Origin of the sequence: Flavobacterium sp. SOK18b, assembly GCF_014156605.1 — a bacterium.
Lineage (GTDB): Bacteria > Bacteroidota > Bacteroidia > Flavobacteriales > Flavobacteriaceae > Flavobacterium > Flavobacterium tiangeerense.
Map to the genome: position 1 here is coordinate 35,625 of NZ_QKNZ01000023.1, position 23,630 is coordinate 59,254.

Consider the following 23,630-nt stretch of genomic DNA (forward strand, 5'->3'; position numbering starts at 1 on the left):
TAGTATTATATGGCACGATATTCTAGAATTGAAGTAGCAAATGCAATGGCGGCAACGGGTTTAGTCCCATTGTTTTTTCATAATGACGTTGAACTTGGAAAAAAAATTATAAAAGCATGTTATGATGGTGGTGCCAGATTGATGGAGTTTACCAGTCGTGGTGATTTTGCTTTTGAAGTTTTTGGAGCCTTGAACAAATATGTATTATCAGAACTACCAGGAATGATTCTAGGTGTTGGTTCTGTTACTGATGCTGCTGCAGCATCGCTGTATATGCAACTTGGAGCTAATTTTATTATTACACCTGTATTGCGGGAAGATATTGCACTTATTTGCAATCGCAGGAAAGTGCTATGGTCACCGGGTTGTGCATCCCTTACAGAAATTGCTCGTGCAGAGGAATTAGGATGTGAAATTGTAAAACTTTTTCCTGGAGATGTATACGGTCCTCAATTTGTCAAAGGAATCAAAGGTCCTTGTCCTTGGACTAGTATTATGCCTACTGGCGGTGTAACTACAGATAAAGAAAACTTAAAAAGTTGGTTTGATTCAGGTGTGACTTGTGTGGGTATTGGTTCTCAATTAATATCACAAGTTGTGATAGAAAATCAAGATTTTCTTGGACTTGAAAACACAGTAAGAAATACCCTGGAAAATATACAACAAATTCGAGACGAAAATAAAAAGTAAATGGAAACTAATTTTTCATTAAAAGGGAAGGTGATTGTAGTCACTGGAGGAACTGGAATTATAGGGTATTCATTTATAAAAAGTATTGTTAGTGCAGGAGGTATTGTTGGTATTTTAGGCAGAAATGAAAAAATAGCACATCAAAGAGTTCAAGAAATACAAGATAAAGGTGGAAGTGCCATTGCTTTACTTGCAGATGTTACAAATGAAGCCCAATTGCTTTTGGCTAGGGATAAAATTTTAGATGCTTTTGGTAGAATTGATGGCTTAGTAAATGCTGCTGGAGGAAATATTCCAGATGCCGTTGTGCAACCAGATCAGGATATTTTTAGTCTTAACATAAATGCCTTAGAACAAGTGATGCAGTTAAATTTACTAGGAACCATTTTACCTACACAGGTTTTTGGTGCAAGTATTCAACAAGCAGGATCGGGCAGTATAGTTAATATTTCATCTGTAGTATCTCAACTGGCGGTAACTAAAGTTTTAGGGTATAGTTTAGCTAAATCATCAATAGACAGTTACACTAAATGGTTTGCTACAGAACTTGCCATACGGTATGGAGATGCCATCAGAATGAATTCTATTGCGCCAGGTTTTTTTTTAACAGAACAAAACAAAACCTTACTTACAAACCAAGATGGAACTCTTACTGATAGAGGAAATCAAGTATTGCAAAGCACTCCTTTCAAACGTTTTGGTCATCCTGATGAACTTGCAGGAGCATTAATATGGTTGTTAAGTGACGCATCAAAATTTGTCACCGGTTCTAAAATTACAGTAGATGGTGGCTTTACAATTTTTAGCGGAGTATAAATATAGTATTATAGTAAAGGTATAATAAGCGACTTATACCGTGTTTTTTTGATCGTTATTCTTAACTCCTCATAGAGAATAAAAGGATGTAAGCATAAAAGTAAGTCGTTTATAATACTCTATCATTAAATTTCTACTTTTTTAGGGGTATTATAAGTACTATAAAAGAGTGTTAAATAATTTAAAATCATGAATTTAAATAGAAAAAATACAAACCTAGAGGTCTTAAGTCCTATAAAAGTGGTGCAATTTGGCGAAGGTAATTTTTTAAGAGCTTTTGTTGATTATGCTTTTCAAGAGCTTAATGATTCTTTAGAATTTAATGCAGGAATTGCAGTTGTTCAACCCATAGAGAATGGTATGGTCGACTTGCTTAACAATCAAGATGGTTTGTATACGCTATTCTTGAAAGGATTAACTAAAGGACAAGAAATCCAAGAGAAAAAATTAATTACAAACTTGGTTACAGGGATTAATCCATATGTAAACTTTCAGGATTTTTTGGCTTTAGCCAAAGAACAGGAGCTTCAATTTGTGATTTCTAATACTACTGAGTCTGGAATTGCTTATGTCTCATCAGACACTCCTTCAATGCAACCACCTAGTTCTTATCCCGCTAAGTTAACACTTCTTTTATACGAAAGATTTAAGTTTTTTAACGGTGATCCTAGTAAAGGTTTGTGTATTATTCCATGTGAATTAATTAATAATAATGCAGATACGCTTAAGGAATTCATTATCAAATACAGTAATGATTGGAATTTAGGCATTGATTTTATAGATTGGGTAAACCAAAATAATAGTTTTCATAATACGCTAGTAGATAGGATTGTACCTGGTTATCCAAGAACTGAAATTGAGGAATACAACAATCAATTAGAGTATACCGACAATTTAATTGTAACTGCTGAAACCTTTTTTCTGTGGGTTATTGAAGGTGGTGACGCTTTAAGAGCCAAATTACCTTTTCACAAAACCAGTTTAGATGTGAAAATTGTAGATGATATGCAACCGTATAGAACGAGAAAAGTTCGTATTTTAAATGGTGCTCATACTGCAATGGTTCCATTTTCATTGCTATTTGGTAATGAAACTGTAAAACAAACTGTAGACCATACTTTTACAGGCTCTTTTGTCAATGATGCTATTTTTAAAGAAATAAATGAAACCATAGCAATGGACAAGGTAGAACTTGATCTTTTTGCAGAGGATGTTTTAGACCGTTTTAGAAATCCTTTCATAAAACATAATTTATCAAGTATTGCGTTAAATTCTATTGATAAGTTTAAAGTTAGAGTGCTACCAAGCATTGTGGAATATGTTAAAAAGCTTGATAAAACACCAATAAATCTTACATTCTCTTTTGCTTGTCTCATTAGGTTTTATCAAGGAACTTGGAACGGAGAAAAACTGCCGCTTGATGACAATCCCGAAATTATAACTTTTTTTGATGAGATTTGGAAAACAAATAGTTTAGAGGAAGTAGTTCAAAAAACGCTTTCAAATATCAATTTTTGGGGACAAGATTTAAATGCAATTAATGGATTGTACAATGATTTAGTGTTAGCATTGACGGAAATTGAAAAAAATGGGATTGAAAAGGGCTATGCTAATTTCAGTCAAAAAAAATAACTTCATCAACGAATTACATTTTTTATTATGCAAAAGAAATTAATAAAAGTAAACCCATCAGATAATGTAGCAGTTGCATTAGTTAATCTTGCAGCTGGTGAAAATATCAATTTTGAAAATGATACAATTACCATTACTGCTGCAGTAAAAATGAAGCATAAAATTGCCTTGAATGATTTAAATTTAGGGGATAGAATCATCATGTACGGAGTTTTAGTTGGTAAAGCGAGTGCATTTATAGAAAAAGGTGGATTACTCTCTACTGATAATGTAAAGCATGAAAGTGATGCTGTATCTGGAAAAACAGAAACTATTGGTTGGGAGGTTCCTAATATTGATAAATGGAAAAGTCGAACTTTTAATGGGTACCACAGAGAAGACGGACAGGTAGGGACCGAAAATGTGTGGCTGTTTTTTCCGCTTGTTTTTTGTGAAAACAGAAATATTGAAATCTTAAAAGATATTTTTGAAAAAGAACTTATGAAGCCAAAAGAAAATGATTATCAATTGTTATTGAGGTCATTAGTAAGTGCTGAAAACGGGGAAAACGAAACGATTTCAAAGACACAAAATTCAGATTTGTTTCAAAATATTGAAGTTAAATTTATAACTCATCAGGGTGGTTGTGGTGGTATTCGTCAAGATTCACATAGTTTAGCTAAATTATTAGCTGGTTATGTAAATAATCCTAATGTTGCTGGTGCAACTGTTTTAAGTTTAGGGTGTCAAAATTTACAAATCCAAATTTTTAAAGATGCGCTACACGAAATAAATCCTACGAGTACAAAACCGGTTTTGATTTATGATCAGCAACAAATAGGTACTATTGAAGCTATGTTGAGTAGCGTTGTTAAAGACACTTTTGAAGCCATAAAAAAAGCCAATGAATTGGAAAGAAAACCAGCTCCTTTGTCCAAACTTTCTATTGGTTTAGAATGTGGTGGATCTGATGGTTTTTCAGGTATATCAGCAAATCCAACTTTAGGTGTTACCTCAGATTTGTTGACAGCTCTTGGTGCTACTACTATACTCTCAGAGTTTCCAGAATTGTGTGGAGTAGAACAAGAATTAGTGAACCGTTGTGTTGAAGATGAGGCTGGCGTTCGATTTTTGGAACTAATGAAATGGTACGAAAAAACAGTAGTTGATGCAGGCTCAGGATTTGATATGAATCCGTCACCTGGAAACATAAAAGATGGTTTGATTACAGATGCTATGAAATCTGCTGGAGCAGCCAAAAAAGGTGGAACTTCACCTATTGTTGGTGTTTCTGATTATGGAGAATATATTACAAAACCAGGTTTAAATTTACTTTGCACTCCAGGAAACGATGTAGAATGCACTACTGCTATGGTAGGATCAGGAGCTAATATGGTTCTTTTTACCACAGGTTTAGGAACGCCAACGGGTAATCCAATTGCACCGGTTGTAAAAATTTCTTCTAATACTGACTTAGCGCAAAAGATGTCTGATATTATTGATATTGATACTGGTGGTATTATAACTGGTGAAAAAACAATTGATGAAATGGCCGATGAAATGCTAGAGTTTATTATTCAAGTGGCAAGCGGTGAGATAAAAACAAAAGCCGCTTTGTTAAATCAGAATGATTTTATACCATGGAAAAGAGGCGTTTCTTTATAATTTAATATAAAGATGTAAGTATTTGAATACCAATTAGAGTTCGTTAAAAACGGGTGTTGCTTAATTGCAACATCCGTTTTTTTATTCCTGATTTCTTAAAGAAGATTTTCTGATGTGTAATATTGGATTGAGAACAATCTTTTTTTCAATTTTAACATTATCTGAAGTATTCATTTGTTCTAAAAATACTTTTGCAGCCATTTTACCCATTTCTTGGGGAGATTGATCTATGGTTGTAATAGAGAGTTCCATGAATTTTGTAAAAGGTTCGTTTCCAAAACCCACCACACAAAAATCTTGTGGCAAAGTAAAACCTTGACTTTTTAATTCTTGTATGGCTCCTAATGCAGCAAAATCACTCGCCGAAAATATAGCGTCAGGAGGTGTTTCTAGTTGTAATAATGTTTTGGTTACCAATGCTCCTTCTTCTAAATTACTTTTAGAACGAATAACATATTCCTCTATAAAAGGAAATCCATGGTCTAGTAATGCTTTTTGATATCCTTTAAAACGATTTTCATAAATTTCAAGAGATTGATCACCACTCAAATGTGCAATTTTCGTACATCCTTGATCTATTAAATGTTTAGTAGCCATATAACCCGCTTTGAAATCATCAATAGTAATGGAGCTTACGCCATCTATATTTTTTTTTCTATCAAAAAAGATTAAGGGTACTTTTTTTTCTAAAACCCTATGAATTATTTTTTCATTTTTCTTTGATTCGTTTGTAATAGAAATCATTATACCATCTACTTGTGCATCAAGTAAGGTGTTTATGTTTTCAATTTCTCTATTCTCATCTTCATGAGTTTGACAAATGATTACGTTGTATTTATTAGGGTGAAGTTCTTCTTCGATACCACGAATAACAGAACCAAAAAAATTAGTATTGATACGAGGAACAATTACACCAATATTTCCGCTTTTTCCACTGCGCAAAGCTAGAGCAAGTCGGTTTTGCTTGTAGTTCATTTTTTCGGCAGTATCTAGAACAAGCTTAATGGTGGACTCACTAATTTTTGGATTTTTATTCAAAGCTCTTGATACAGTGGCTGCTGATATGTTGAGCTCTTTTGCGATATCGTAAATTGTTATTTTCTCACTCATTGGGAATCAGTAGTTTATATTGATGGTGTAAAACTAATACTTTTTTGTTAATAATACAGCTATGTTATCGATTGTATAAAACCAAATTTAGTTTCATTTTCACGAATGTACACCTGTTTATAATGTAATTTAAATGATAATATATTGCATTAAGTAAATAAAAACAATCTTTTTTTTATAGTACTGCTATTTTTATGATTTTAATTTTGGTAAAATGAAAATAAATATATACGTTTGTGTAATCGATTGCATTACTTGATTACAGTATTTAATAAGTATACGCATTTTTTAATTTTTAAAAATAAAATGACAGTAAAACACACTTATACAGTTCAGTTATTCTTATCTATCGCTTTAGTAAGTTTAGTGTTATTATCTTGTTCCACAACTAAAACAAAAGAAGTTGAAGGTTTAAATCCATGGAAAGAAATGGCTTTGATATTAGATAGTATTCAGGCTCCTCAATTTCCAAATAAAAATTACATTATTACTGATTTTGGTGCTCAATCTGGTGGGGTAATGAATGCAAGTGAGGCTTTTAAAAAAGCAATTGGTGCTTGTACAAAGAATGGTGGTGGGAAAGTAATTGTACCTGCGGGTAAATTTTTAACGGGGCCTATTCATCTTGAGGATAATGTTAATTTACACTTAGAGCAAGGTGCAGAAATAGTGTTTAGTACAAACCCAAAAGAGTATCCGCTGGTGCATACCTCTTGGGAAGGAACTGAATTAATGAATTATTCTCCATTAATTTATGCATATCAAAAAAAGAACGTTGCCGTGACGGGTAAAGGAGTTTTAAATGGTCAAGCCAATAATGAAAATTGGTGGTGGTGGTGTTCTAAAAAAGAATATGGATGGAAAGAAGGAAAACCCAATCAAAACGATCCTCTAAACCGATTGCGATTGATTGATTTGGCTGAAAAAAGAGTGCCTGTTGAAGAGCGTATTTTTGGCGAAGGCCATTACTTAAGACCTAGTTTTGTGGAGTTTTTTGATTGTAAAAATGTGCTTTTAAAAGATGTGAAAATAATAAATGCTCCTTTCTGGATTGTGCATCCTATAAAATCAGTAAATGTTACCATTGATGGAATTACGGTAGAGAGTCATGGTCCTAATAATGATGGTTGTGATCCTGAATATTCTAAGAATGTATTAATTAAGAATTGTGTTTTTAATACAGGAGATGATTGTATTGCTATAAAATCAGGAAGAGATGCTGATGGTAGGCGTGTAGCAATGAAAAGTCAAAATATAATTGTGCAAGATTGTAAGATGATTGATGGACATGGTGGTGTAGTTATAGGCAGTGAAATATCCGGAGGAGTGAGTAATGTTTTTGTTGAAAATTGTGTGATGGACAGTCCAAATTTAGAGCGAGCAATTCGAATTAAAACGAATTCAAATCGTGGTGGGCTAATAGAGAATGTTTTTGTTAGAAATTTAAAAGTAGGCCAGGTTAAAGAAGCGGTTTTAAAACTTAATATGTTTTATGAAGTCTATGGCGCTAAACCAGGCACTTTTATCCCTCAAATTCAAAATATACATTTAGAAAACATAACAGTCCAAAACGGTGGAATGTATGGTATACTTGCCAAAGGATATGAACAATCTCCTATTAAAAATGTGACTTTTAAAAATGTAAAAATTATAAAAGTAAAAGAAGCTTTTTCCATAGAGAATCTGGTGGGGCTTAAACTAACCAATACCTATATCAATGGTGTAAAAGTAAACACACCAACAAAGATTTAAATTTTATTATACTAACTAACCAAATTATTAAATTATGAATTTCAGACATTTATTAAAAAAAGGCTCTGTATGTTATGTTGCCTTTTTCTTATTACTGAGCTTGTTTACAGTTCAGGAGATGAAGGCTCAGCAACCTTCCTCTGTTTCAGGAACTATTACAGACGCTGCTGGATTGACATTGCCTGGTGTAAATGTGGTTGAAAAAGGAACACGTAATAGCGCAAGTACAGATTTCTCTGGAAATTTCAATATAAAATTAACTAAGGAAACTGCAGTGTTGCAGGTTAGTTTTGTAGGCTTTGTTACTCAGGAAGTAAATGTAAAAGGAAAAAGTACTGTAAAAATCACTCTAGTTGAGGAATCTCAATCCTTGAAAGAAGTCGTGATTGTGGGGTATGGTAGCGTAAAAAAAACGGATTTAACAGGTGCAGTAAACACTTTATCATCGGCTAAAATTACTGAAAGAAATGTTACTAATCCTCTAGAAGCCATTCAAGGAGGAATTGCAGGAGTTCAAGTAACATCAAACTCAGGTAGATTAGGGGATGGTTTTAATGTTGTTATTCGTGGCTCTAATTCTATTAATAAAGACGGTTCAAAGCCTTTATTTGTTATTGATGGTGTTCCTACTGATAATATGGATTTTTTGAATCCGCAGGACATTGCACGAATGGATGTATTGAAAGATGCTTCCTCTGCAGCAATATATGGTTCAAGAGGAGCTAGTGGAGTAATTATTGTTACTACAAAAGGTGGCGCTAGTGCAAAATCAGGAATCAATGTTTCTTATGAAACTTCATATGGAAACAAGCAAGTGGCACGATTACCACAATTTATGAGTGGGGAAAAATGGTGGAGCTACCATCAAGCGGCTTTTTTGCCAACATCACTTTCCTCAACAGTACCTAACTATGCTAGTATAACTCCAGCTTTATTGACTGCTAATGTAGGAGCTACTGGGACAAACAATGTTTTATTACAAAGGGTTGCTAGAAACCAAACTTTTGACTGGACTGATGCAGTCTTGAGAGGTGCTATGACACAAAATAATTACTTATCTATTTCAGGTAGAGGAGAATCGGGGATGGCTTACAACTTAGCAATAGGACAACAAAAAGAAACAGGAAACGTTCAAAATGAAAGTATTGATAAATATACGTTCAAAGCAGGTATAAATCATCAAGTTAATAGCAAATTTGGTTTAGGGGTAAATTTAACTTTATCAAAAACAGATGAGCAACTAGGTAGCCCAACCGCTATGCAAGAAGCTTTTAGACAAAATCCATTTACTTCACCTTGGGCAATTGATGCGGCAGGTAATGAAATCATTGGAACATTGGCGTTACAGCCAGGAACATTAAGATATCCAAACGGTACTTTGGCTATCAATAAAACAGGATCTATAAATCCATTGCTTGAAATTGAAAATTCAACAGATCAACGTGTTAACTGGACAACGATAGGTAATGTTTTTGCAGAGTACAAAGCTACTAGTTGGCTTACCTTCAAAACTACATTCTCAGCTGGTAAATTAGATTCAAAAAGAGGTAAAGCTTTTGGTCCATTAACTAATATTGGAATAGCGAATAAAAATTTACTTTCAGGAGAAATTGACAATCTTCAAAATTTCAATTATACTTGGGATAATCAATTTAATATTAATTATACCTTAAATACGGATCATGTTTTCAACTTTTTAGGATTGCAAAGTTTATACAGTAATACAACCGAAACTTCTTTTTTATCTTCTCGTGAAAACCCATTTGATACTGATTTTAACAATCTTGGATCAGGTCCTCAAAACACGTATAATGTTCGTTCAAACTTCTTTAAAAACACTTTAAATTCGTATGCGGCGAGATTGAATTATACCTTCAAAGGAAGATATTTATTAACTGGTACTATAAGAGCCGATGGTTCATCAGTATTAGCCAAAGGTAACAAATGGGCGTCTTTCCCATCGGTTGCAGTAGGATGGAAGGTAAATGAAGAAAGTTTCTTAAAAGATGTTTCTTTCATTAGTAATTTAAAATTGAGAGCCAGTTTAGGATACACAGGTAACGATAATGTTACACCTTATTCAAGTTTGAGTGTACTAAGAAATTCAACTTTTTATGATTACAATAGTACCACTTTAAGCAATGGTTTTATTCCTTCAAGTTTAGGAAATCCAGAGCTTACTTGGGAAAGAACAAGAGAGACTAATTTTGGTTTGGATTTTGGGTTTTTAAGAAACAGAATCTCGGGAAGTGTAGATGTTTATGATAGATTATCGGATGATTTGTTGTTTCAACAAGCGCTTCCTTTAGAAATGGGAATTCCTATCATTACTTCAAATGTAGGATCTGTAAGCAATAAAGGTGTAGAGGTTGCTCTTTCTACTAAAAATATTCAAACTAAAAATGTTACTTGGGAGACAAGTTTTACTTTCACTAAAAACGTAAATAAATTGGTTTCTATTTACAACCAAAAAGAGGTGAGCGATGTGGGAAATAATTTGTTCTTAGGTGAAAATATTAATTCATATTATAATTTTGTTTTTGATGGTGTTTGGCAAGAGAGCGAAAGAGCTCAAGCAGCAATTTACAATCAATTGCCGGGTGAAGCACGTGTAAAAGATTTAAATAATGATGGAAGAATAGATGGGAACAACGACAGAGCGATTTTAGGTAATTTTGATCCAAAGTGGACAGGAAGTTTTTCTACTTCATTAAAAGTGCATCAATTTGATTTTGGATTGTCTTTAATAGCAAATCAAGGGATGACAGTTTTTAGTGATTTTCACAACAACTTTGCAGATGTGAATGATCGTGGACGCCAAAAATTAGATCTTCAAGATTGGTACGTACCAGCAAACGGCGCAGGTATTCCGCAACAATTTTCAAATACGAATCCTTTGCCACGAGCTGCTGGTGTGTATTATACTAATAATGATGTTGCTTTTTATAAAGACGCTTCATTTGTTAAAATCCAAAACATGTCATTTGGTTACAGTTTTGATGACGAATTATTAGAAAAATTGAAAATTAAATATTTAAGATTGTATGTAAATGTTTTAAATCCATTTGTGTTTACAAATTATGAGGGATATGATCCAGAGTGGGCTACAGCGTCACAAGCAATCAATCGTGTAGCATCTACTACTATTCAAATGGGAGTAAGTTTAAAATTTTAAATTAAATTAAAATGAAAAAAATTATAGTAATTATAGGGATTCTAGCATTATCAATGAATTCTTGTTCCTCTTTTATTGAGGAAGACAACAGATCTTTGGGAAATCCAGAAGAGTTTTACTTAACCAATCCTGGATTTGAAGCTTTAGTAAATACCAATTATTTCATGCTAAAAGATATTTATGGGGGTAATCCGTGGTTGTTTGAGGCGGGTACCGACTTATATTCTGAAGGAAGGAACATGGAACCTGATGGATTGAGTAAATATGCTAATTTAGATTCGACATCGGATGGAGTAGATCAATTGTATAAAACGTGTTATGCCGCAATACAGCAAGCCAATACAGGTTTATATTTTGCTCCATTAACTGCTCCAAACACAAATTTAAATACTAGAGTAGGGGAATTAAAATTTTTACGTGCTAATGCTTATTTTTTATTAGTTCAAACCTATGGTGGTGTGCCTCTTGTTCTTGACTATTTTAAAAGTCCAGTTCAATCATTTGATAGAAATACTGCTGAACAGGTATATACACAAATTTTAAAGGATTTAACAGAGGCTTTGCCTGCAGTTGCTACTGGCGGATACACAGGAAGGGTTAATCGTAGAGCAGTTCAATATTTGCTTGCAAAAGTATATTTGACACGAGGTTATGAAACTTTTGGAGCTTCAAATGATTTTGCAACAGCTGCATCATTAGCTGACCAAGTAATTAGTGGTCAACAGTTAAATGTGTCATTTGATAACGTTGTTCGACCAGGAAATGAAATGAATGCTGAAACTATTTTCTCGGTTCAATTTTCACCACTTGCAAATTCAACTGGAGTTACAACTTTAGGAAATGCCCAAGGGTATTATTTTGGACCTTATTTAGGACCTGCAGCAACTGGAAATCCATATCCAAACAGAAGCTACACCTTGTTACCTACACCATATGCATTATCTTTATTCGAAAAAGGCGATCGTCGTTGGGAAGGTTCTTTTATGACCGAAATTTATACGCGATATTATGCTTTTTATGAGGTGACTGATAAATCAACTTTAAAAATAACTGACTTTTATGAGCCTAGCTGGTTCACATTAGCTGACAGAGCTGCTTGGAAAACGGCGAATACTCCAAGATATCAAAATGCAGCTACATTTAGATACCACAATTGGGGAACATTCGCATCGTCATCTAATGTTAGTGCGGATTATGCGACAATTCCAGTTCGTAAATTTGATGATCCAACGGCACCTTACGGAACAGCTACTAATAACAGAGTAAGTACCCGAGATTTTATCATATCGCGTTTAGGTGAAACGTATTTAGTTGCTGCCGAAGCGTATTTGAAAGCGGGTAATCCTGCAACAGCTTTACAACGACTTAATGAAGTACGAAGAAGAGCTGGTGGAGGAACTGCAGGAGTAATTCCAGTGCTTACAACTATTGATATTAATACTATTCTTGACGAAAGAGGTCGTGAATTACTGGGTGAGTACCACAGATGGTTTGATTTAAAACGTACTGGTACTCTTGTAGCTAGAACGGTTTTATACAACCCAAAAATAACTAGTGCTGCTGTTTTTAATGGAAAAAATGGGAATTTGAAAGTTTTAAGACCAATACCACAATCGGTATTAGATTTGAATAGAAGTACCAATTATCCACAAAATCCAGCTTATTAATAATTTAAAGATTTTGGTTCAATAATTTTTTTTGAGTTTGTTAAAAAAAGGGGTTTGATGTTTGTATCAAGCTCCTTTTTCTCTTACATTTCATCATTTTTTTAGTTAAAGACAGTTATGAAAAATATAAAAATAATACTAGGTGTTTTTTTGCTGAGTTCCCTTTCTACACTAGCACAAAATCCTCATAAAAATAGAAAAACATACGCTGAAATATCTGTGAAAGAAGGCGGAAAATGGGAAGGTCGAAAATACATCGGTGGTACGTTCAAAAACGTTCAAAAGTTGAAACTTGCGCCGGAACATACGGATCATTCGTTTGATATTCGTTACGAAGGTCCAGGTTGGGAAAGCAACAAAATTGGATACCGTTTGTATCTAGATTGGAGAAATGCCATTGATATTTTTGGAAAAAAAACCGAAGCAATCGTTTTGCCACAAGTGGGTCAAGATGGTTTTGATTCTTATCACGAAATGAGTGATTGGGGTTCAGATATTTTAAAAGCAGGTAAAGGTATCGGTATAGGATCTATAGACCGATATTTAAACAATGAAAGATTACACTTTTATGAAGTCGATTCTACACTTGCTAATGTGGAGAATAAATCCAAATCTTCTGGCGTATCTATTCAATACTATGGATGGAAAACAGCGGGAGAAAAAATTGATTTCACTTCTCGATTAACAATTGCTCCAAATCAACGTCATACTCAACATACTATCCAAGCTTCTAAAGCAATAAGTGGAATTTGTACTGGAATTGTTAAACAAAAAAACACAGAAGTCTTCAAAAAAGTAAGTCAAAACAAAAGATGGGCTTATTTAGCTACTTATGGTAAACAATCTCTTGTTCCTGATCAGTTAGGAATGGCCATTTTCTACGAAGTGAGTACAATAGAATCTGAAGTAAATGCAGAATTTGATCATCTTTTAATTTTTAATCCTTCAACTCAACCCGTAACGTTTTATTTTTTAGGTGCTTGGGAACAGGAAAAAGACGGAATTAAAAATAAAGAAGCTTTTATAAAATATTTGGACGAAAAACTAATCGAACTCAACAAAAAAGGCAAAATTTAATCATAAAGAACAATTTAATCATGAGAAAAAATAGTTTTATCACCCTTTTAATAATTGTTCTAGGAGTATGCGAAGCTAGTATTATGAATGCGCAAACCATATCTCCAAAACTAAAATGGTCAGAGCGCATGGCCGCTACCGTAATGCTACAACACCAAGAATCGTATATGATAGATCATGCGACTTCTCCAAAATGGGATTATGTTCACGGACTGGTTTTGACTGCAATGGAAGAATTGAATAAAAAACATCCCAATCCAAAATATACCGAATACATAAAATCATATGTAGACAAACTCATCCAAAACGATGGGACTATCGATAGCTACAAATTTGATTCGTACAATATTGATATGGTAGTAGCTGGTAGATTATTATTTGATATTTATGGTAAAACCAAAGAGGGAAAATATCTAAAAGCATTACAAACGCTCAGAAAACAAATCGAAGAACAACCTAGAACTCCGAGTGGTGGATTTTGGCACAAAAAAATATATCCTAACCAAATGTGGTTGGACGGATTGTATATGGGAGAGCCTTTTTATATCCAATACACCATGACTTTCGAAAACGGAAAAAGTTTAGATGACATCGCTAAACAATTTGAACTCATTCAAAAAAATGATCGCGATCCTAAAACTGGATTGCTTTATCATGCTTGGGATGAAAGCAAACAAATGCCTTGGGCCAATAAAACGACTGGAACGTCCCCAAATTTCTGGTCTCGTTCTTTGGGTTGGTACGCCATGGCATTGGTGGATGTTTTAGATTATATGCCCAAAAATCATCCAAAACATAAAGAATTAGTAAGTTATTTGAACCAATTGGCCTCAGCATTGGTTCCTTTTCAAGATGAATCAGGACTTTGGTATCAAGTTACAGATAAGGGAAATCAAGGCGGAAATTACTTAGAAGCCTCTGGTACGGCAATGTTTAGTTATGCTTTTGCAAAAGGAGCAAATAAGGGATACTTGCGCAAAAAATACAAAAAGATTGCTCAAAAAGCTTTTAATGGTCTTACAGGAAATTTGGTTAAAATTGGCTCAAATGGCGAAGTAATCATCACTCAAGCCTGTGCAGTGGCTGGACTTGGTGGAAATCCTTACCGAGATGGCTCTTTTGAGTACTATGTAAACGAAAAGAAAAAAGACAACGACCCAAAAGCAACTGGGCCTTTTATTTTAGCTGCTTTAGAGTTGAATAAGTAAGTTCATCATATTAATTTTTTATAATGCTTTTTGAAATGAGGTACATGCAAAGAATTATAAATGTTATGGTTTGTATTTTTGTTTCTAATATAAATATTCTGGCTCAAAGCTCCAGCGAGATCCCAAATACGAGTACAGTAGTAAAGGTAGAAGTACAAACCAATGAAAATTATTTTGTGGTAGATGCTAAAGGATCTGGCAATTTCACCAAGATTCAAGACGCCATTAATGCGGCTCGTTCCTATCCCGATCAGCGCATTATAATCTATATCAAAAACGGAAAATACTACGAAAAAGTAAAAATCCACGCTTGGAATACCAAAATTTCCCTCATTGGTGAAAGCAAAGAGAACACTATCATTACTTTTGACGATCACTTCAAAAAAGTGAATGTGGGACGCAACAGCACCTTTCACACCTACACCGTTTTAGTCGAAGGAAACGATTTCATCGCTCAAAATTTAACCATCGAAAATAGTTCGGGCGAGGTCGGACAAGCTGTTGCGCTCCATGTAAACGCCAATCGGGTAAAAATTGAAAACTGCAATCTCTTAGGAAACCAGGACACGCTTTACACCTCAGGCGAGGGAACCAAAAACTATTTCAAAGATTGCTACATCGAGGGCACCACCGATTTTATTTTTGGCGATGCTACAGTTTTGTTCGAAAACTGCACGCTGCACAGCAAAAAAGATTCTTATATCACCGCAGCTTCAACGCCTCAGGACAGCACTTTTGGCTACGTTTTCAAAAACTGCAAACTCACGGCAGACGCTAGTGTCAAAGAAGTCTATTTAGGCAGACCTTGGCGCATCTATGCGAAAACCGTTTTCATCGATTGCACGATGGATGCCCATATTCTCCCGCAAGGATGGCACAATTGGTCAAAACCCGAAGCCGAAAAAACCAGCCTTTATGCCGAATACAACTGTTCTGGTTCTGGCTTTCAACCGCAAAAAAGAGTCCCGTGGTCGCATCAACTCACCAAAAAAGAAGCTAAAAAGTATACTATTGAAACCATTCTTAGTGACAAAATAAAAAATTGGTACCTAACCGTTAAATAATTAATTTCTAGGAGCGGTAACAAAGGGCTTTTCAGGAAATAAAGTCCCGCTATCCGTTATAATCTTTTGTGCCATCCCGAAGTTTCGGGACCGGCACAAAAAGATTTCCACTACACCAGAGCGATAGTGAACTGGCGAAGCAATAGGGGCTAGCAGCCAAGAAATTGTACTCTTGGTTTCAGCGTGAAAAAATAATAATAAATACCACCAAAAATGAAAAAATATCTGTTATTCTTCGTCTGCATCAGCCTAAGTGGTTGTTCACAAAACGCGCCTTTTCCCATAGAAAAAGTCAATGCTATCCTAAATAGTATCGTTTTACCCATCATTCCTCCATTCACCATAAAAGTGACTGCAATAGGAGCCAAAGGAGATTCAATAAGCAATGCAAAACCTGCTTTTGATAAAGCAATGGCGCTTTGTAAAAAGAAAAACGGCGGAACAATCATTGTCCCAAAAGGTGTCTATACACTACAAGGTTCGCTTCATTTTGTGAGCAATGTTCGCTTGCATTTAGAGGACGGTGCCAAAATCAGATTTGGTTCTAATCCAAAAGATTATCCGCTAGTTTTGACCAGCTGGGAAGGAACAATGCTATATAATTACAGTCCATTGATTTATGGAATTGGTTTAGAAAACATTGCCATTACCGGAAACGGAATTATCGATGGAGAAGCCAAAAACACTTGGATCAAATGGAAACCGCTAGAAAAGAAAGACCAACTTTTGAGTAGGGAAATGAATCATCAAAATGTTCCCGTCAAAGACCGAGTTTTTGGAGAAGGACATTACTTGAGACCGCAACTTATTCAATTCATCGACTCGAAAAATATACTTATCGAAAATGTTCAAATAGAAGATTCACCATTTTGGTGCATTCATTTGTTAAAAAGTAAAAGCATTACGGTTCGAGGTTTAAAATACAAAGCATTCAATAACAATAACGACGGAATTGATCCCGAATATGCTAGTGATGTCCTAATCGAAAATATTTCTTTTGATAATGCCGATGATAACATCGCCATAAAATCAGGAAGAGACCACGAAGGAAGAGCCAATAGTGCCACTCCAAGCCAGAATATTGTCATCCGAAATTGCAATTTTAAGGGACTTCATGGTGTTGTGCTTGGCAGCGAGATGTCGGCTGGAATTCAAAACATTTTTGTAGAAAATTGCAAGACAACTGGCTACCTCAAAAGAGGTATTTACCTAAAAACCAATGCCGACCGTGGTGGCTATATCAAAGATGTATTTGTAAACAATTTACAACTCGACGAGGTAGAAGATGCCTTGCATATAACTTCCAACTACCACGGAGAAGGTAGTGGTTTTGCTTCAAGGATTAGCAACATCAATTTTTCGAATATCGTTTGCAACAAAGCTACACAAACCGGCATTGTGATTCAAGGCTATCCTGAATTAAAAATAAAAGATATTTTCTTTAATAACATTCATATCCAATGGGCTAAAAATGGTATTTCAAGCCAAAACGCTGAAAATGTCGTGCTGAACGAAGTCACTATTGGAGAAAAAGCTACAGTTCCAACCTCCGTAAAATAACATTAAAATGAAAAAGTACTTCCTAGTAATTGCCTGCATCACCCTAAGCGGTTGGGCACAAAAAACGACCATTTACACCATTGGCGATTCGACTATGGCTAACAAAGTAGCCCCAGAACAAAACCCCGAAAGAGGATGGGGACAAATGCTACCGTCTTTTTTTTCAGACAATGTGGTGATAGAAAACCATGCCGTCAATGGCCGAAGTACACGCAGTTTCATTGATCTAAAATTATGGGACGCTGTATACAATTCACTCAAAAAAGGTGATTATGTCTTTATACAGTTTGGTCACAACGATGGCAAAGTAACCGACCCAACTCGTTATACCAACCCGCACACAAGCTATAGACACAATTTGATTCGTTTTGTAGAAGAAACAAGAAAAAAAGGTGCAACTCCTATTTTGTTTTCCTCCATTACCCGAAGAACTTTCAATGAACAAGGTGTTTTGATTGATTCACACGGCGATTATACTCAAGAATTAAGGCTCGTAGCACAAGAATATAGAGTTCCTTTTATCGATATGCAATACTATACAGAACTTTTGGAAGAATCCTACGGAGTAGAAAAATCAAAAGAATTACATCTGCACTTTACCGCGGGAGAAAACAGTTATTTCCCAAAAGGAATCGATGACAACACCCATTTATCTATAAAAGGAGCCACAGAAATTGCTAAAATTGCTGCGCAACAAATAAAAGCACTCCACATTCGCTTATCCAAAGAAGTGAAATAAACCAGATAAAACCGTAATGTTTTATCCCATATAACAGGAAGTGTTGCTTGTAAATTGATGTTTAAAATTTGTTTGATTTATTTTAACAACAATTTCTTTTTGGGCGGTGAACCATCGTTTTTTTATTAAATCGTTCAAAAATGGTAAAAACACGTTCAAGCTTATTCCATTCAAGAGTATATAAAGATTGTGTCCCACTTAATTTTCTACATATTAGATTTTCTTCAAGCAAATCTTTTAAATGTTTAGAAACGGTAGATTGAGACAAGGGTAACTCGGCCACAATTTCCTTGCAGGTTCTATCCTTATGTCTTGAGAGTATGGCTATAATTTGGATTCTTGCAGGATGGGATAAACATTTTGCCAATTGTGAAAGTTCTAGATCTAAACTGTTAAAATTGTTATTTCCTTTCATATTAATCGTGTTTTATAGATAATTAGTTTGGACATTATAAAAAATATTAATTCAGTGTAAGTTTTTATTATTCAGTGTTTTATGTTGATTTTAATGAAGTATAATCGTAAAAATACGATAAATTATTAAAACTTAAACACATTTAGTTACGTAGTTTTATAAAATCTATATTTTATAAAAATGAAGTACATTTTCACTTTTTTAATTCTGTTTTGTTCAGGATTATTATTCGCTCAAGAAACTACTGGAATAGTAAAAGGAACCATAACAGATGAGCAAAATAATACCTTGCCATTTGCTACTATTTCTATTGTTCAAAAATCAACAGGAATAAAATATGCAACGCAATCACAAGCAGATGGGTATTATGAATTCAATCAGTTACAGCCAGCGTATGATTATGAAATGAAAATTGTAGCGGAAGGGTTTAATACCTTACTTTCAGATGCTATTCAAGTACAACTAGGTAAAACTACCAAACTTGATTTTATACTTTTTGCAAAAGCAGAAGTATTGCAATCAGTAGTAGTTGTAAACAATGCTGAGTCTAAAAAAGGAAATGAAAAGCGTTTAAAAATAGATGTAATTACGAACCTTCCTACGGCAAATAGAAGTATTCAAGATGCTACGCGATTACTACCAGAGGCAAACCTAAATTCATTTGGAGGGGCTAACTATAGGTTTAATAATTTATCTATTGATGGGAGCGCTACAAATGATGTTTTAGGCTTTCAAGAGCCAGCGAGTGGTGCAGCAGGATCAACTGCTTCAGGAACTCCAGGAGGTTTAGCAGGTACGCAACCTATAGGTTTTGGAGCCATAAGTGCACTCTCTGTAAAAACTGCCCCATTTGATGTAACTTTTGGGAATTTTACAGGTGCAAGCATCAATGCAGTTACTAAAAGTGGAACGAATAAAACAACTGGTCTTGCCTACACCTTTGTGAAAAATAGAAATTTAGTAGGTACTTACGCTGATGGTATTAAGCAACAAAAAGCAGCTTTTAATGACTATACCTACGGTTTTAGTATTGGCGGAAGCCTAGTTAAAAATAAATTGTTTTATTTTTTTAATGCAGAATTGGCCGATAGAAATGAAACGGTATTTAATGCTCCTGGAAGTATAACTTCCAATATTTCTGCTGAAACGGTTGCCCTTATAGCTGATAGACTTAAAACAAAATATAATTATGATCCAGGAACTGCACTCAATGCCCAAATAGAGCGCAAGAATACCAAACTTTTTTTAAGGTTAGATTACAACATTAGTGATGATCATAAATTAACGTTGAGAAATAATTTTGTTAAAGGCTATGCTGATAATCTAGAATGGACTCCCACTGTTTTTAATTTTACAAATCAAGGATACAGGCACAATTCTACTACAAATAGTATTGTAGCAGAGCTAAAAAGTAAATTCACAAATCAGCTTTCAAATAAAATGACAGTTTCTTTATCAACGGTAAATGATGATCGGACTTATGAAGGTCGTGTTTTTCCTCATTTAGAAATTATTGACAATACCTCAAATACTGTTTTTGCAGGAACGTATAGAGAAGCTTCTATTTATGGTTTAAGTTTAAATACTATTCAGTTTACAGATAATCTTACATATTATCACAAAAATCATAAATTTACCGCTGGAGTTTCATCTGAAATTAATAGTATTGAATATCGCTTTTTAACGGCTTTCAATGGTAGGTGGCAATACAACTCTGTAGCTAGTTTCTTGGCAGATCAACCCAATCGTGTTCGTGGAGTGTACAATATTGAGAATAACGATTTTGAGTTTAATAAAAAGACACCATCAGCAGATTATGGAGTTGTATTAGGTAGTGTTTATTTACAAGATGAAATTAGACTCTCAAAAAAGTTTAATATTTTAGCTGGAATACGTTTAGATTGGCAAAATACGCCTACCGCTTTTCCTGTTTCTGATGAAATTCAACGTACACCAGAGTTTGCAGGTTATCAAAATAAAATTAATAGTACACCAATAATTAATCCGCGTTTTGGCTTTAATTATACTATAGATAAAGATGGAAAATACAATTTAAAAGGCGGTTCTGGTTTATTTACTGGAAGAATGCCTTTTGTGTGGTATGCTTATGAATATTACATTTCAGGAACTAAATATTTTAACATTGATTATCGTCCCACAACCAGTTTAAATATTAATGAGGATTTAAGCCAATTAGAGTCTTTACAAAATAGAAAGTTGACCGAAGTAAATTTAGTAGACACTAATTTTAATTTACCACGTGATTGGAAAAGTAACATTGCGCTTGATGTAACTTTAAAAAATAACTTTGCTTTAAACTTGGAGGCTACTTATACTAAAACTTTAGATGGGTTGTTGTTTCAATCCATAAATAGGAGAGAGGATCAAAAAAGTAATTTTTTAGGAGCAGATCAACGTCCGTATTACAATACCTCAGCAGAGAGCATTAAAATCAATCCTAATTTCACAAATGTTTTTTTATTGACTAATACTTCTCAAGGGTATAGATACAACTTAACTCTAGGGCTTACTAAAACAGAAAGCAATTACAATGGATTTTTAGGGTATACTTACGGAGTGAGTAAAGACATTTCAAGCACCAATAGGAATTCACATGCAGCAAATTTTGAATGGAACCAAGCCTTAGTAGCCAATTCACCAGAACTTACTGCATCAAATTTTGATTTGCGTCATAAAATTGTTTCCTATCATTTTTATGATATTCATTTCAAATCGAGCAGTTTTAAAGTAGGATTATTATACAACGGTAGATCAGGGAGTCCATTTACATTTGTTTATGAAGGAGATATTAATAGAGATGGATCAGCCAAGAACGATATTATTTATATTCCCAGAGATCAATCGGAAATTAAACTTCAAAATATAGTAGATAGGAATAATACTGTTGTTGTATCAGGAGCTGAACAATGGCAGCAGCTTAATGAATACATCAATGACAATGATTATTTGAGTAAAAACAGAGGTAAATATGCCAATAGAAACGCGGCAAGAACACCATGGAATCATCAAGTAGATTTAAAACTCATGTATGAGACAAAACTTTTTAAAAATAAAGTAGAGTTTGCGCTTGATTTATTTAATGTAGGCAACCTAGTTTCAAAAAATTGGGGTACTCAAGTCTATGTTCCTAATATTAACAATTCAGGTTATGCTTTGCTTGATTTTGTTCGAATAGAAAATCAACAACCCGTTTTTCAATTTAAAAATCCAAAAGGTACTCCTTGGTTAGTTGATAATTTAAATTCAAGATGGCAGGGTCAACTTAGTGTGAGTTATCATTTCTTGTAAGAGTGATTTTTTAAACTCTAAAATGAGCCAACAGAATTATTCATGTAACGTATGGATAATTCTTTTTTTTAAGAATTGTAAAATTAGGCAGGAAATAATAGGTAAAGATAAAACATAAAAAAAGCGTTGCAAATGCAACGCTTTAGTGGGGAGAGCAGGATTCGAACCTGCGAAGTTTACACAGCAGATTTACAGTCTGCCCTCGTTGGCCGCTTGAGTATCTCCCCAAGACTTAACAAGTATAACTCGTTGTGCTAACCGGGTGCAAATATAACAACAGTTTTTAAGTTTCCAAACAAATTTTGAACTTAATTTCGCTATTTTTTTTAATCACTTGGTATTGAATAAAATAAAAAAATCTCCATTACGGAGATTTTTTTATTTTTTCAAAAAAGTATATTTATTTGGATAAAAGTTCTAGTACTTTTTCTCGTAGAGCCTCGCCACGCAAGTTTTTTGCAACTACTTTACCAGATGCATCTAGTATAAAAGTAGCGGGTATAGATTCTACTTTATATTGAGCGGCGATAGGTTCATCCCAGAATTTTAAATTAGAAACCTGGTTCCATGTTAACTTGTCTTTTGCGATAGCATCTTTCCAAGCTTTTGCATCTTTATCAAGAGAAACACCAATAATATTTAGTCCTTTAGCATGTAATTCTTTGTATAAAGCAACTACATTAGGGTTTTCTTGACGACATGGTCCGCACCATGAGGCCCAAAAATCTACAATTGTAACTTTACCTAAACTTTCCTTCAAGGAAATTATTTTTCCTTGTGGATTTGATGCTGAAAAATCTGCTCTTCAGTTACTTCCTGGCATTGCTGGAGCAGGAGCAGCACCTACAGCAGCAGGAGCTTTTCTTTCAGCAATTTTAGTTTTAATTGCTATTCCAGGTTTTGTTTTTTTCAATGACTCTTCAAGACCATTATATAATTTCTCTGATTTTGCAACATCAGTTGAAGGATCATTTAACATTCCTTGGATAATCAAAGCTGAAATAAATGATTTAGGGTGCGTTTCAGCATAAGTCAAATATTTGTTTTTTGAAGCAGTATTTACTTCTTCCTGAATTTTAGAAAACTCTTGCATCAACTTATTGATTACAACGGTATCTTTTGTTTGTTGTGCAGTATTCATGGCTGCCATGTTTTTGGTTTGAAAATCCATAAGTTTCTTTTGAACCTTAGTGATTTCTTCATTAAAGGTCATATACTCATCATTATTATATGTACCTGAAACTTTAGATTTTTGAATACTGTCTTTGTTTATTGCAATAGTTACCTCAGCATTTTCTAAGATAAATGGTATTTTAGCTTGAGCTCCTTCTAATTGTAAGGTATAAAAAGCAGGTTCAGTGATGTTACCTTTCATCTCAAATTTTCCATTTTCAACTTTAACAGTATCTTTCGCAAGCATCATTCCAGTAGCATCTTGAGTTTCTAGAACAATTGTTTTACCATTATCAACACCTGTAGCTGTACCTGTAATCAAGTATTCATCTTTCCCAACTTTGCTGCAAGAAATTAGGACAACAGTTGCAGAAAGTAATAAAATTATTTTTTTCATTATAAATAGTTAATTGAGTTAAGTGTGCAAAAGTATTTAAATTTATCAAAGTATAAATAATTTTATTGCCTAAATTTTTGTTATAATTCAATTTATTTTGAGTAGCAACTTACCAAAATTTAGTTTTATTCTATTTTATGAATAGATTTTTAGTGTTTTTTCTTAATTGTTACTGGAAATATAAATAGGGATATATTTATTG

At 34.0% G+C, this 23,630-nt stretch carries 16 protein-coding genes, 1 tRNA gene and 1 pseudogene; 13 read left to right on the forward strand and 5 right to left on the reverse strand.

Features of this window, described 5'->3' with window-relative positions:
- Window positions 1-9: 9 nt before the first annotated feature.
- From DNC80_RS05485 to DNC80_RS05500, 4 genes are all read left to right on the forward strand, one after another.
- Window positions 10-690 carry a bifunctional 4-hydroxy-2-oxoglutarate aldolase/2-dehydro-3-deoxy-phosphogluconate aldolase gene (locus DNC80_RS05485; protein WP_182649908.1) on the forward strand — a complete coding sequence of 227 codons (681 nt, stop codon included), beginning with the start codon at window positions 10-12 and terminating at the stop codon, window positions 688-690.
- Window positions 691-1,506, forward strand: coding sequence for an SDR family oxidoreductase (locus DNC80_RS05490; protein WP_182649909.1), 816 nt, complete (start codon window positions 691-693; stop codon window positions 1,504-1,506).
- Window positions 1,507-1,692: 186 nt separating this feature from the next.
- Window positions 1,693-3,138 (forward strand): tagaturonate reductase, encoded by a 1,446-nt coding sequence (locus DNC80_RS05495; protein WP_370628705.1) that lies wholly within the window; start codon window positions 1,693-1,695, stop codon window positions 3,136-3,138.
- A 27-nt stretch (window positions 3,139-3,165) separates the two neighbouring features.
- The gene (locus DNC80_RS05500) at window positions 3,166-4,782 is read left to right on the forward strand and encodes a UxaA family hydrolase (protein ID WP_182649912.1); all 1,617 of its coding nucleotides are present in this window, start codon (window positions 3,166-3,168) and stop codon (window positions 4,780-4,782) included.
- Window positions 4,783-4,863: 81 nt separating this feature from the next.
- Here the strand turns inward: DNC80_RS05500 and DNC80_RS05505 are convergent, their stop codons facing one another.
- On the reverse strand, window positions 4,864-5,892 hold the full coding sequence (locus DNC80_RS05505; RefSeq protein ID WP_182649914.1) for a LacI family DNA-binding transcriptional regulator: 1,029 nt from the start codon (window positions 5,890-5,892) through the stop codon (window positions 4,864-4,866).
- A 306-nt stretch (window positions 5,893-6,198) separates the two neighbouring features.
- Here DNC80_RS05505 and DNC80_RS05510 point away from each other — a divergent pair, with 306 nt between their 5' ends.
- The 8 genes from DNC80_RS05510 (at window position 6,199) to DNC80_RS05545 (ending at window position 18,134) form a co-directional block, all read left to right on the forward strand.
- The gene (locus tag DNC80_RS05510) at window positions 6,199-7,644 is read left to right on the forward strand and encodes a glycoside hydrolase family 28 protein (protein ID WP_182649916.1); all 1,446 of its coding nucleotides are present in this window, start codon (window positions 6,199-6,201) and stop codon (window positions 7,642-7,644) included.
- A 34-nt stretch (window positions 7,645-7,678) separates the two neighbouring features.
- Window positions 7,679-10,819, forward strand: coding sequence for a TonB-dependent receptor (locus DNC80_RS05515; protein ID WP_255493169.1), 3,141 nt, complete (start codon window positions 7,679-7,681; stop codon window positions 10,817-10,819).
- Between the two features lie 11 nt (window positions 10,820-10,830).
- Complete coding sequence (locus DNC80_RS05520) at window positions 10,831-12,486, forward strand: RagB/SusD family nutrient uptake outer membrane protein (RefSeq protein WP_182649918.1); 1,656 nt, start codon at window positions 10,831-10,833, stop codon at window positions 12,484-12,486.
- 117 nt (window positions 12,487-12,603) lie between these two features.
- Window positions 12,604-13,563, forward strand: a complete 960-nt coding sequence (locus tag DNC80_RS05525) for a DUF4861 family protein (protein WP_182649920.1) — start codon at window positions 12,604-12,606, stop codon at window positions 13,561-13,563.
- A 20-nt stretch (window positions 13,564-13,583) separates the two neighbouring features.
- On the forward strand, window positions 13,584-14,771 hold the full coding sequence (locus DNC80_RS05530) for a glycoside hydrolase family 88 protein (protein ID WP_182649922.1): 1,188 nt from the start codon (window positions 13,584-13,586) through the stop codon (window positions 14,769-14,771).
- A gap of 44 nt (window positions 14,772-14,815) precedes the next feature.
- Entirely contained in the window at window positions 14,816-15,835 is a 1,020-nt protein-coding gene (locus DNC80_RS05535) for a pectinesterase family protein (protein WP_255493170.1), read from the forward strand.
- Window positions 15,836-16,048: 213 nt separating this feature from the next.
- Complete coding sequence (locus DNC80_RS05540; RefSeq protein ID WP_182649926.1) at window positions 16,049-17,395, forward strand: glycoside hydrolase family 28 protein; 1,347 nt, start codon at window positions 16,049-16,051, stop codon at window positions 17,393-17,395.
- Window positions 17,396-17,402: 7 nt separating this feature from the next.
- Window positions 17,403-18,134, forward strand: coding sequence for a rhamnogalacturonan acetylesterase (locus DNC80_RS05545; RefSeq protein ID WP_182649928.1), 732 nt, complete (start codon window positions 17,403-17,405; stop codon window positions 18,132-18,134).
- A gap of 82 nt (window positions 18,135-18,216) precedes the next feature.
- Here DNC80_RS05545 and DNC80_RS05550 read toward each other — a convergent pair whose 3' ends face one another.
- A complete protein-coding gene (locus tag DNC80_RS05550; protein ID WP_182649930.1) occupies window positions 18,217-18,549 on the reverse strand; it encodes a helix-turn-helix transcriptional regulator in 333 nt (110 codons plus the stop codon).
- 180 nt (window positions 18,550-18,729) lie between these two features.
- Here DNC80_RS05550 and DNC80_RS05555 point away from each other — a divergent pair, with 180 nt between their 5' ends.
- Window positions 18,730-21,858 (forward strand): TonB-dependent receptor, encoded by a 3,129-nt coding sequence (locus DNC80_RS05555; protein ID WP_182649932.1) that lies wholly within the window; start codon window positions 18,730-18,732, stop codon window positions 21,856-21,858.
- Between the two features lie 146 nt (window positions 21,859-22,004).
- Here DNC80_RS05555 and DNC80_RS05560 read toward each other — a convergent pair.
- The 3 genes and pseudogenes from DNC80_RS05560 to DNC80_RS05570 form a co-directional block, all read right to left on the reverse strand.
- Window positions 22,005-22,085 (reverse strand) — tRNA-Tyr (locus tag DNC80_RS05560).
- 173 nt (window positions 22,086-22,258) lie between these two features.
- Window positions 22,259-22,645 (reverse strand): annotated as a pseudogene (locus tag DNC80_RS05565) (TlpA family protein disulfide reductase); the annotation flags it as partial.
- A gap of 18 nt (window positions 22,646-22,663) precedes the next feature.
- Entirely contained in the window at window positions 22,664-23,428 is a 765-nt protein-coding gene (locus DNC80_RS05570; RefSeq protein WP_182649936.1) for a DUF4369 domain-containing protein, read from the reverse strand.
- Window positions 23,429-23,630: the final 202 nt, after the last annotated feature.

What these genes read in the sequence shown, in the direction of transcription:
- DNC80_RS05485 (WP_182649908.1), top strand. Translation starts at nt 10, where the DNA reads ATGGCACGATATTCTAGAATTGAAGTAGCAAATGCAATGGCGGCAACG.
- DNC80_RS05490 (WP_182649909.1), top strand. Translation starts at nt 691, where the DNA reads ATGGAAACTAATTTTTCATTAAAAGGGAAGGTGATTGTAGTCACTGGA.
- DNC80_RS05500 (WP_182649912.1), top strand. Translation starts at nt 3,166, where the DNA reads ATGCAAAAGAAATTAATAAAAGTAAACCCATCAGATAATGTAGCAGTT.
- DNC80_RS05505 (WP_182649914.1), bottom strand. Translation starts at nt 5,892, where the DNA reads ATGAGTGAGAAAATAACAATTTACGATATCGCAAAAGAGCTCAACATA.
- DNC80_RS05510 (WP_182649916.1), top strand. Translation starts at nt 6,199, where the DNA reads ATGACAGTAAAACACACTTATACAGTTCAGTTATTCTTATCTATCGCT.
- DNC80_RS05515 (WP_255493169.1), top strand. Translation starts at nt 7,679, where the DNA reads ATGAATTTCAGACATTTATTAAAAAAAGGCTCTGTATGTTATGTTGCC.
- DNC80_RS05520 (WP_182649918.1), top strand. Translation starts at nt 10,831, where the DNA reads ATGAAAAAAATTATAGTAATTATAGGGATTCTAGCATTATCAATGAAT.
- DNC80_RS05525 (WP_182649920.1), top strand. Translation starts at nt 12,604, where the DNA reads ATGAAAAATATAAAAATAATACTAGGTGTTTTTTTGCTGAGTTCCCTT.
- DNC80_RS05530 (WP_182649922.1), top strand. Translation starts at nt 13,584, where the DNA reads ATGAGAAAAAATAGTTTTATCACCCTTTTAATAATTGTTCTAGGAGTA.
- DNC80_RS05535 (WP_255493170.1), top strand. Translation starts at nt 14,816, where the DNA reads ATGCAAAGAATTATAAATGTTATGGTTTGTATTTTTGTTTCTAATATA.
- DNC80_RS05540 (WP_182649926.1), top strand. Translation starts at nt 16,049, where the DNA reads ATGAAAAAATATCTGTTATTCTTCGTCTGCATCAGCCTAAGTGGTTGT.
- DNC80_RS05545 (WP_182649928.1), top strand. Translation starts at nt 17,403, where the DNA reads ATGAAAAAGTACTTCCTAGTAATTGCCTGCATCACCCTAAGCGGTTGG.
- DNC80_RS05550 (WP_182649930.1), bottom strand. Translation starts at nt 18,549, where the DNA reads ATGAAAGGAAATAACAATTTTAACAGTTTAGATCTAGAACTTTCACAA.
- DNC80_RS05555 (WP_182649932.1), top strand. Translation starts at nt 18,730, where the DNA reads ATGAAGTACATTTTCACTTTTTTAATTCTGTTTTGTTCAGGATTATTA.
- DNC80_RS05570 (WP_182649936.1), bottom strand. Translation starts at nt 23,428, where the DNA reads ATGAAAAAAATAATTTTATTACTTTCTGCAACTGTTGTCCTAATTTCT.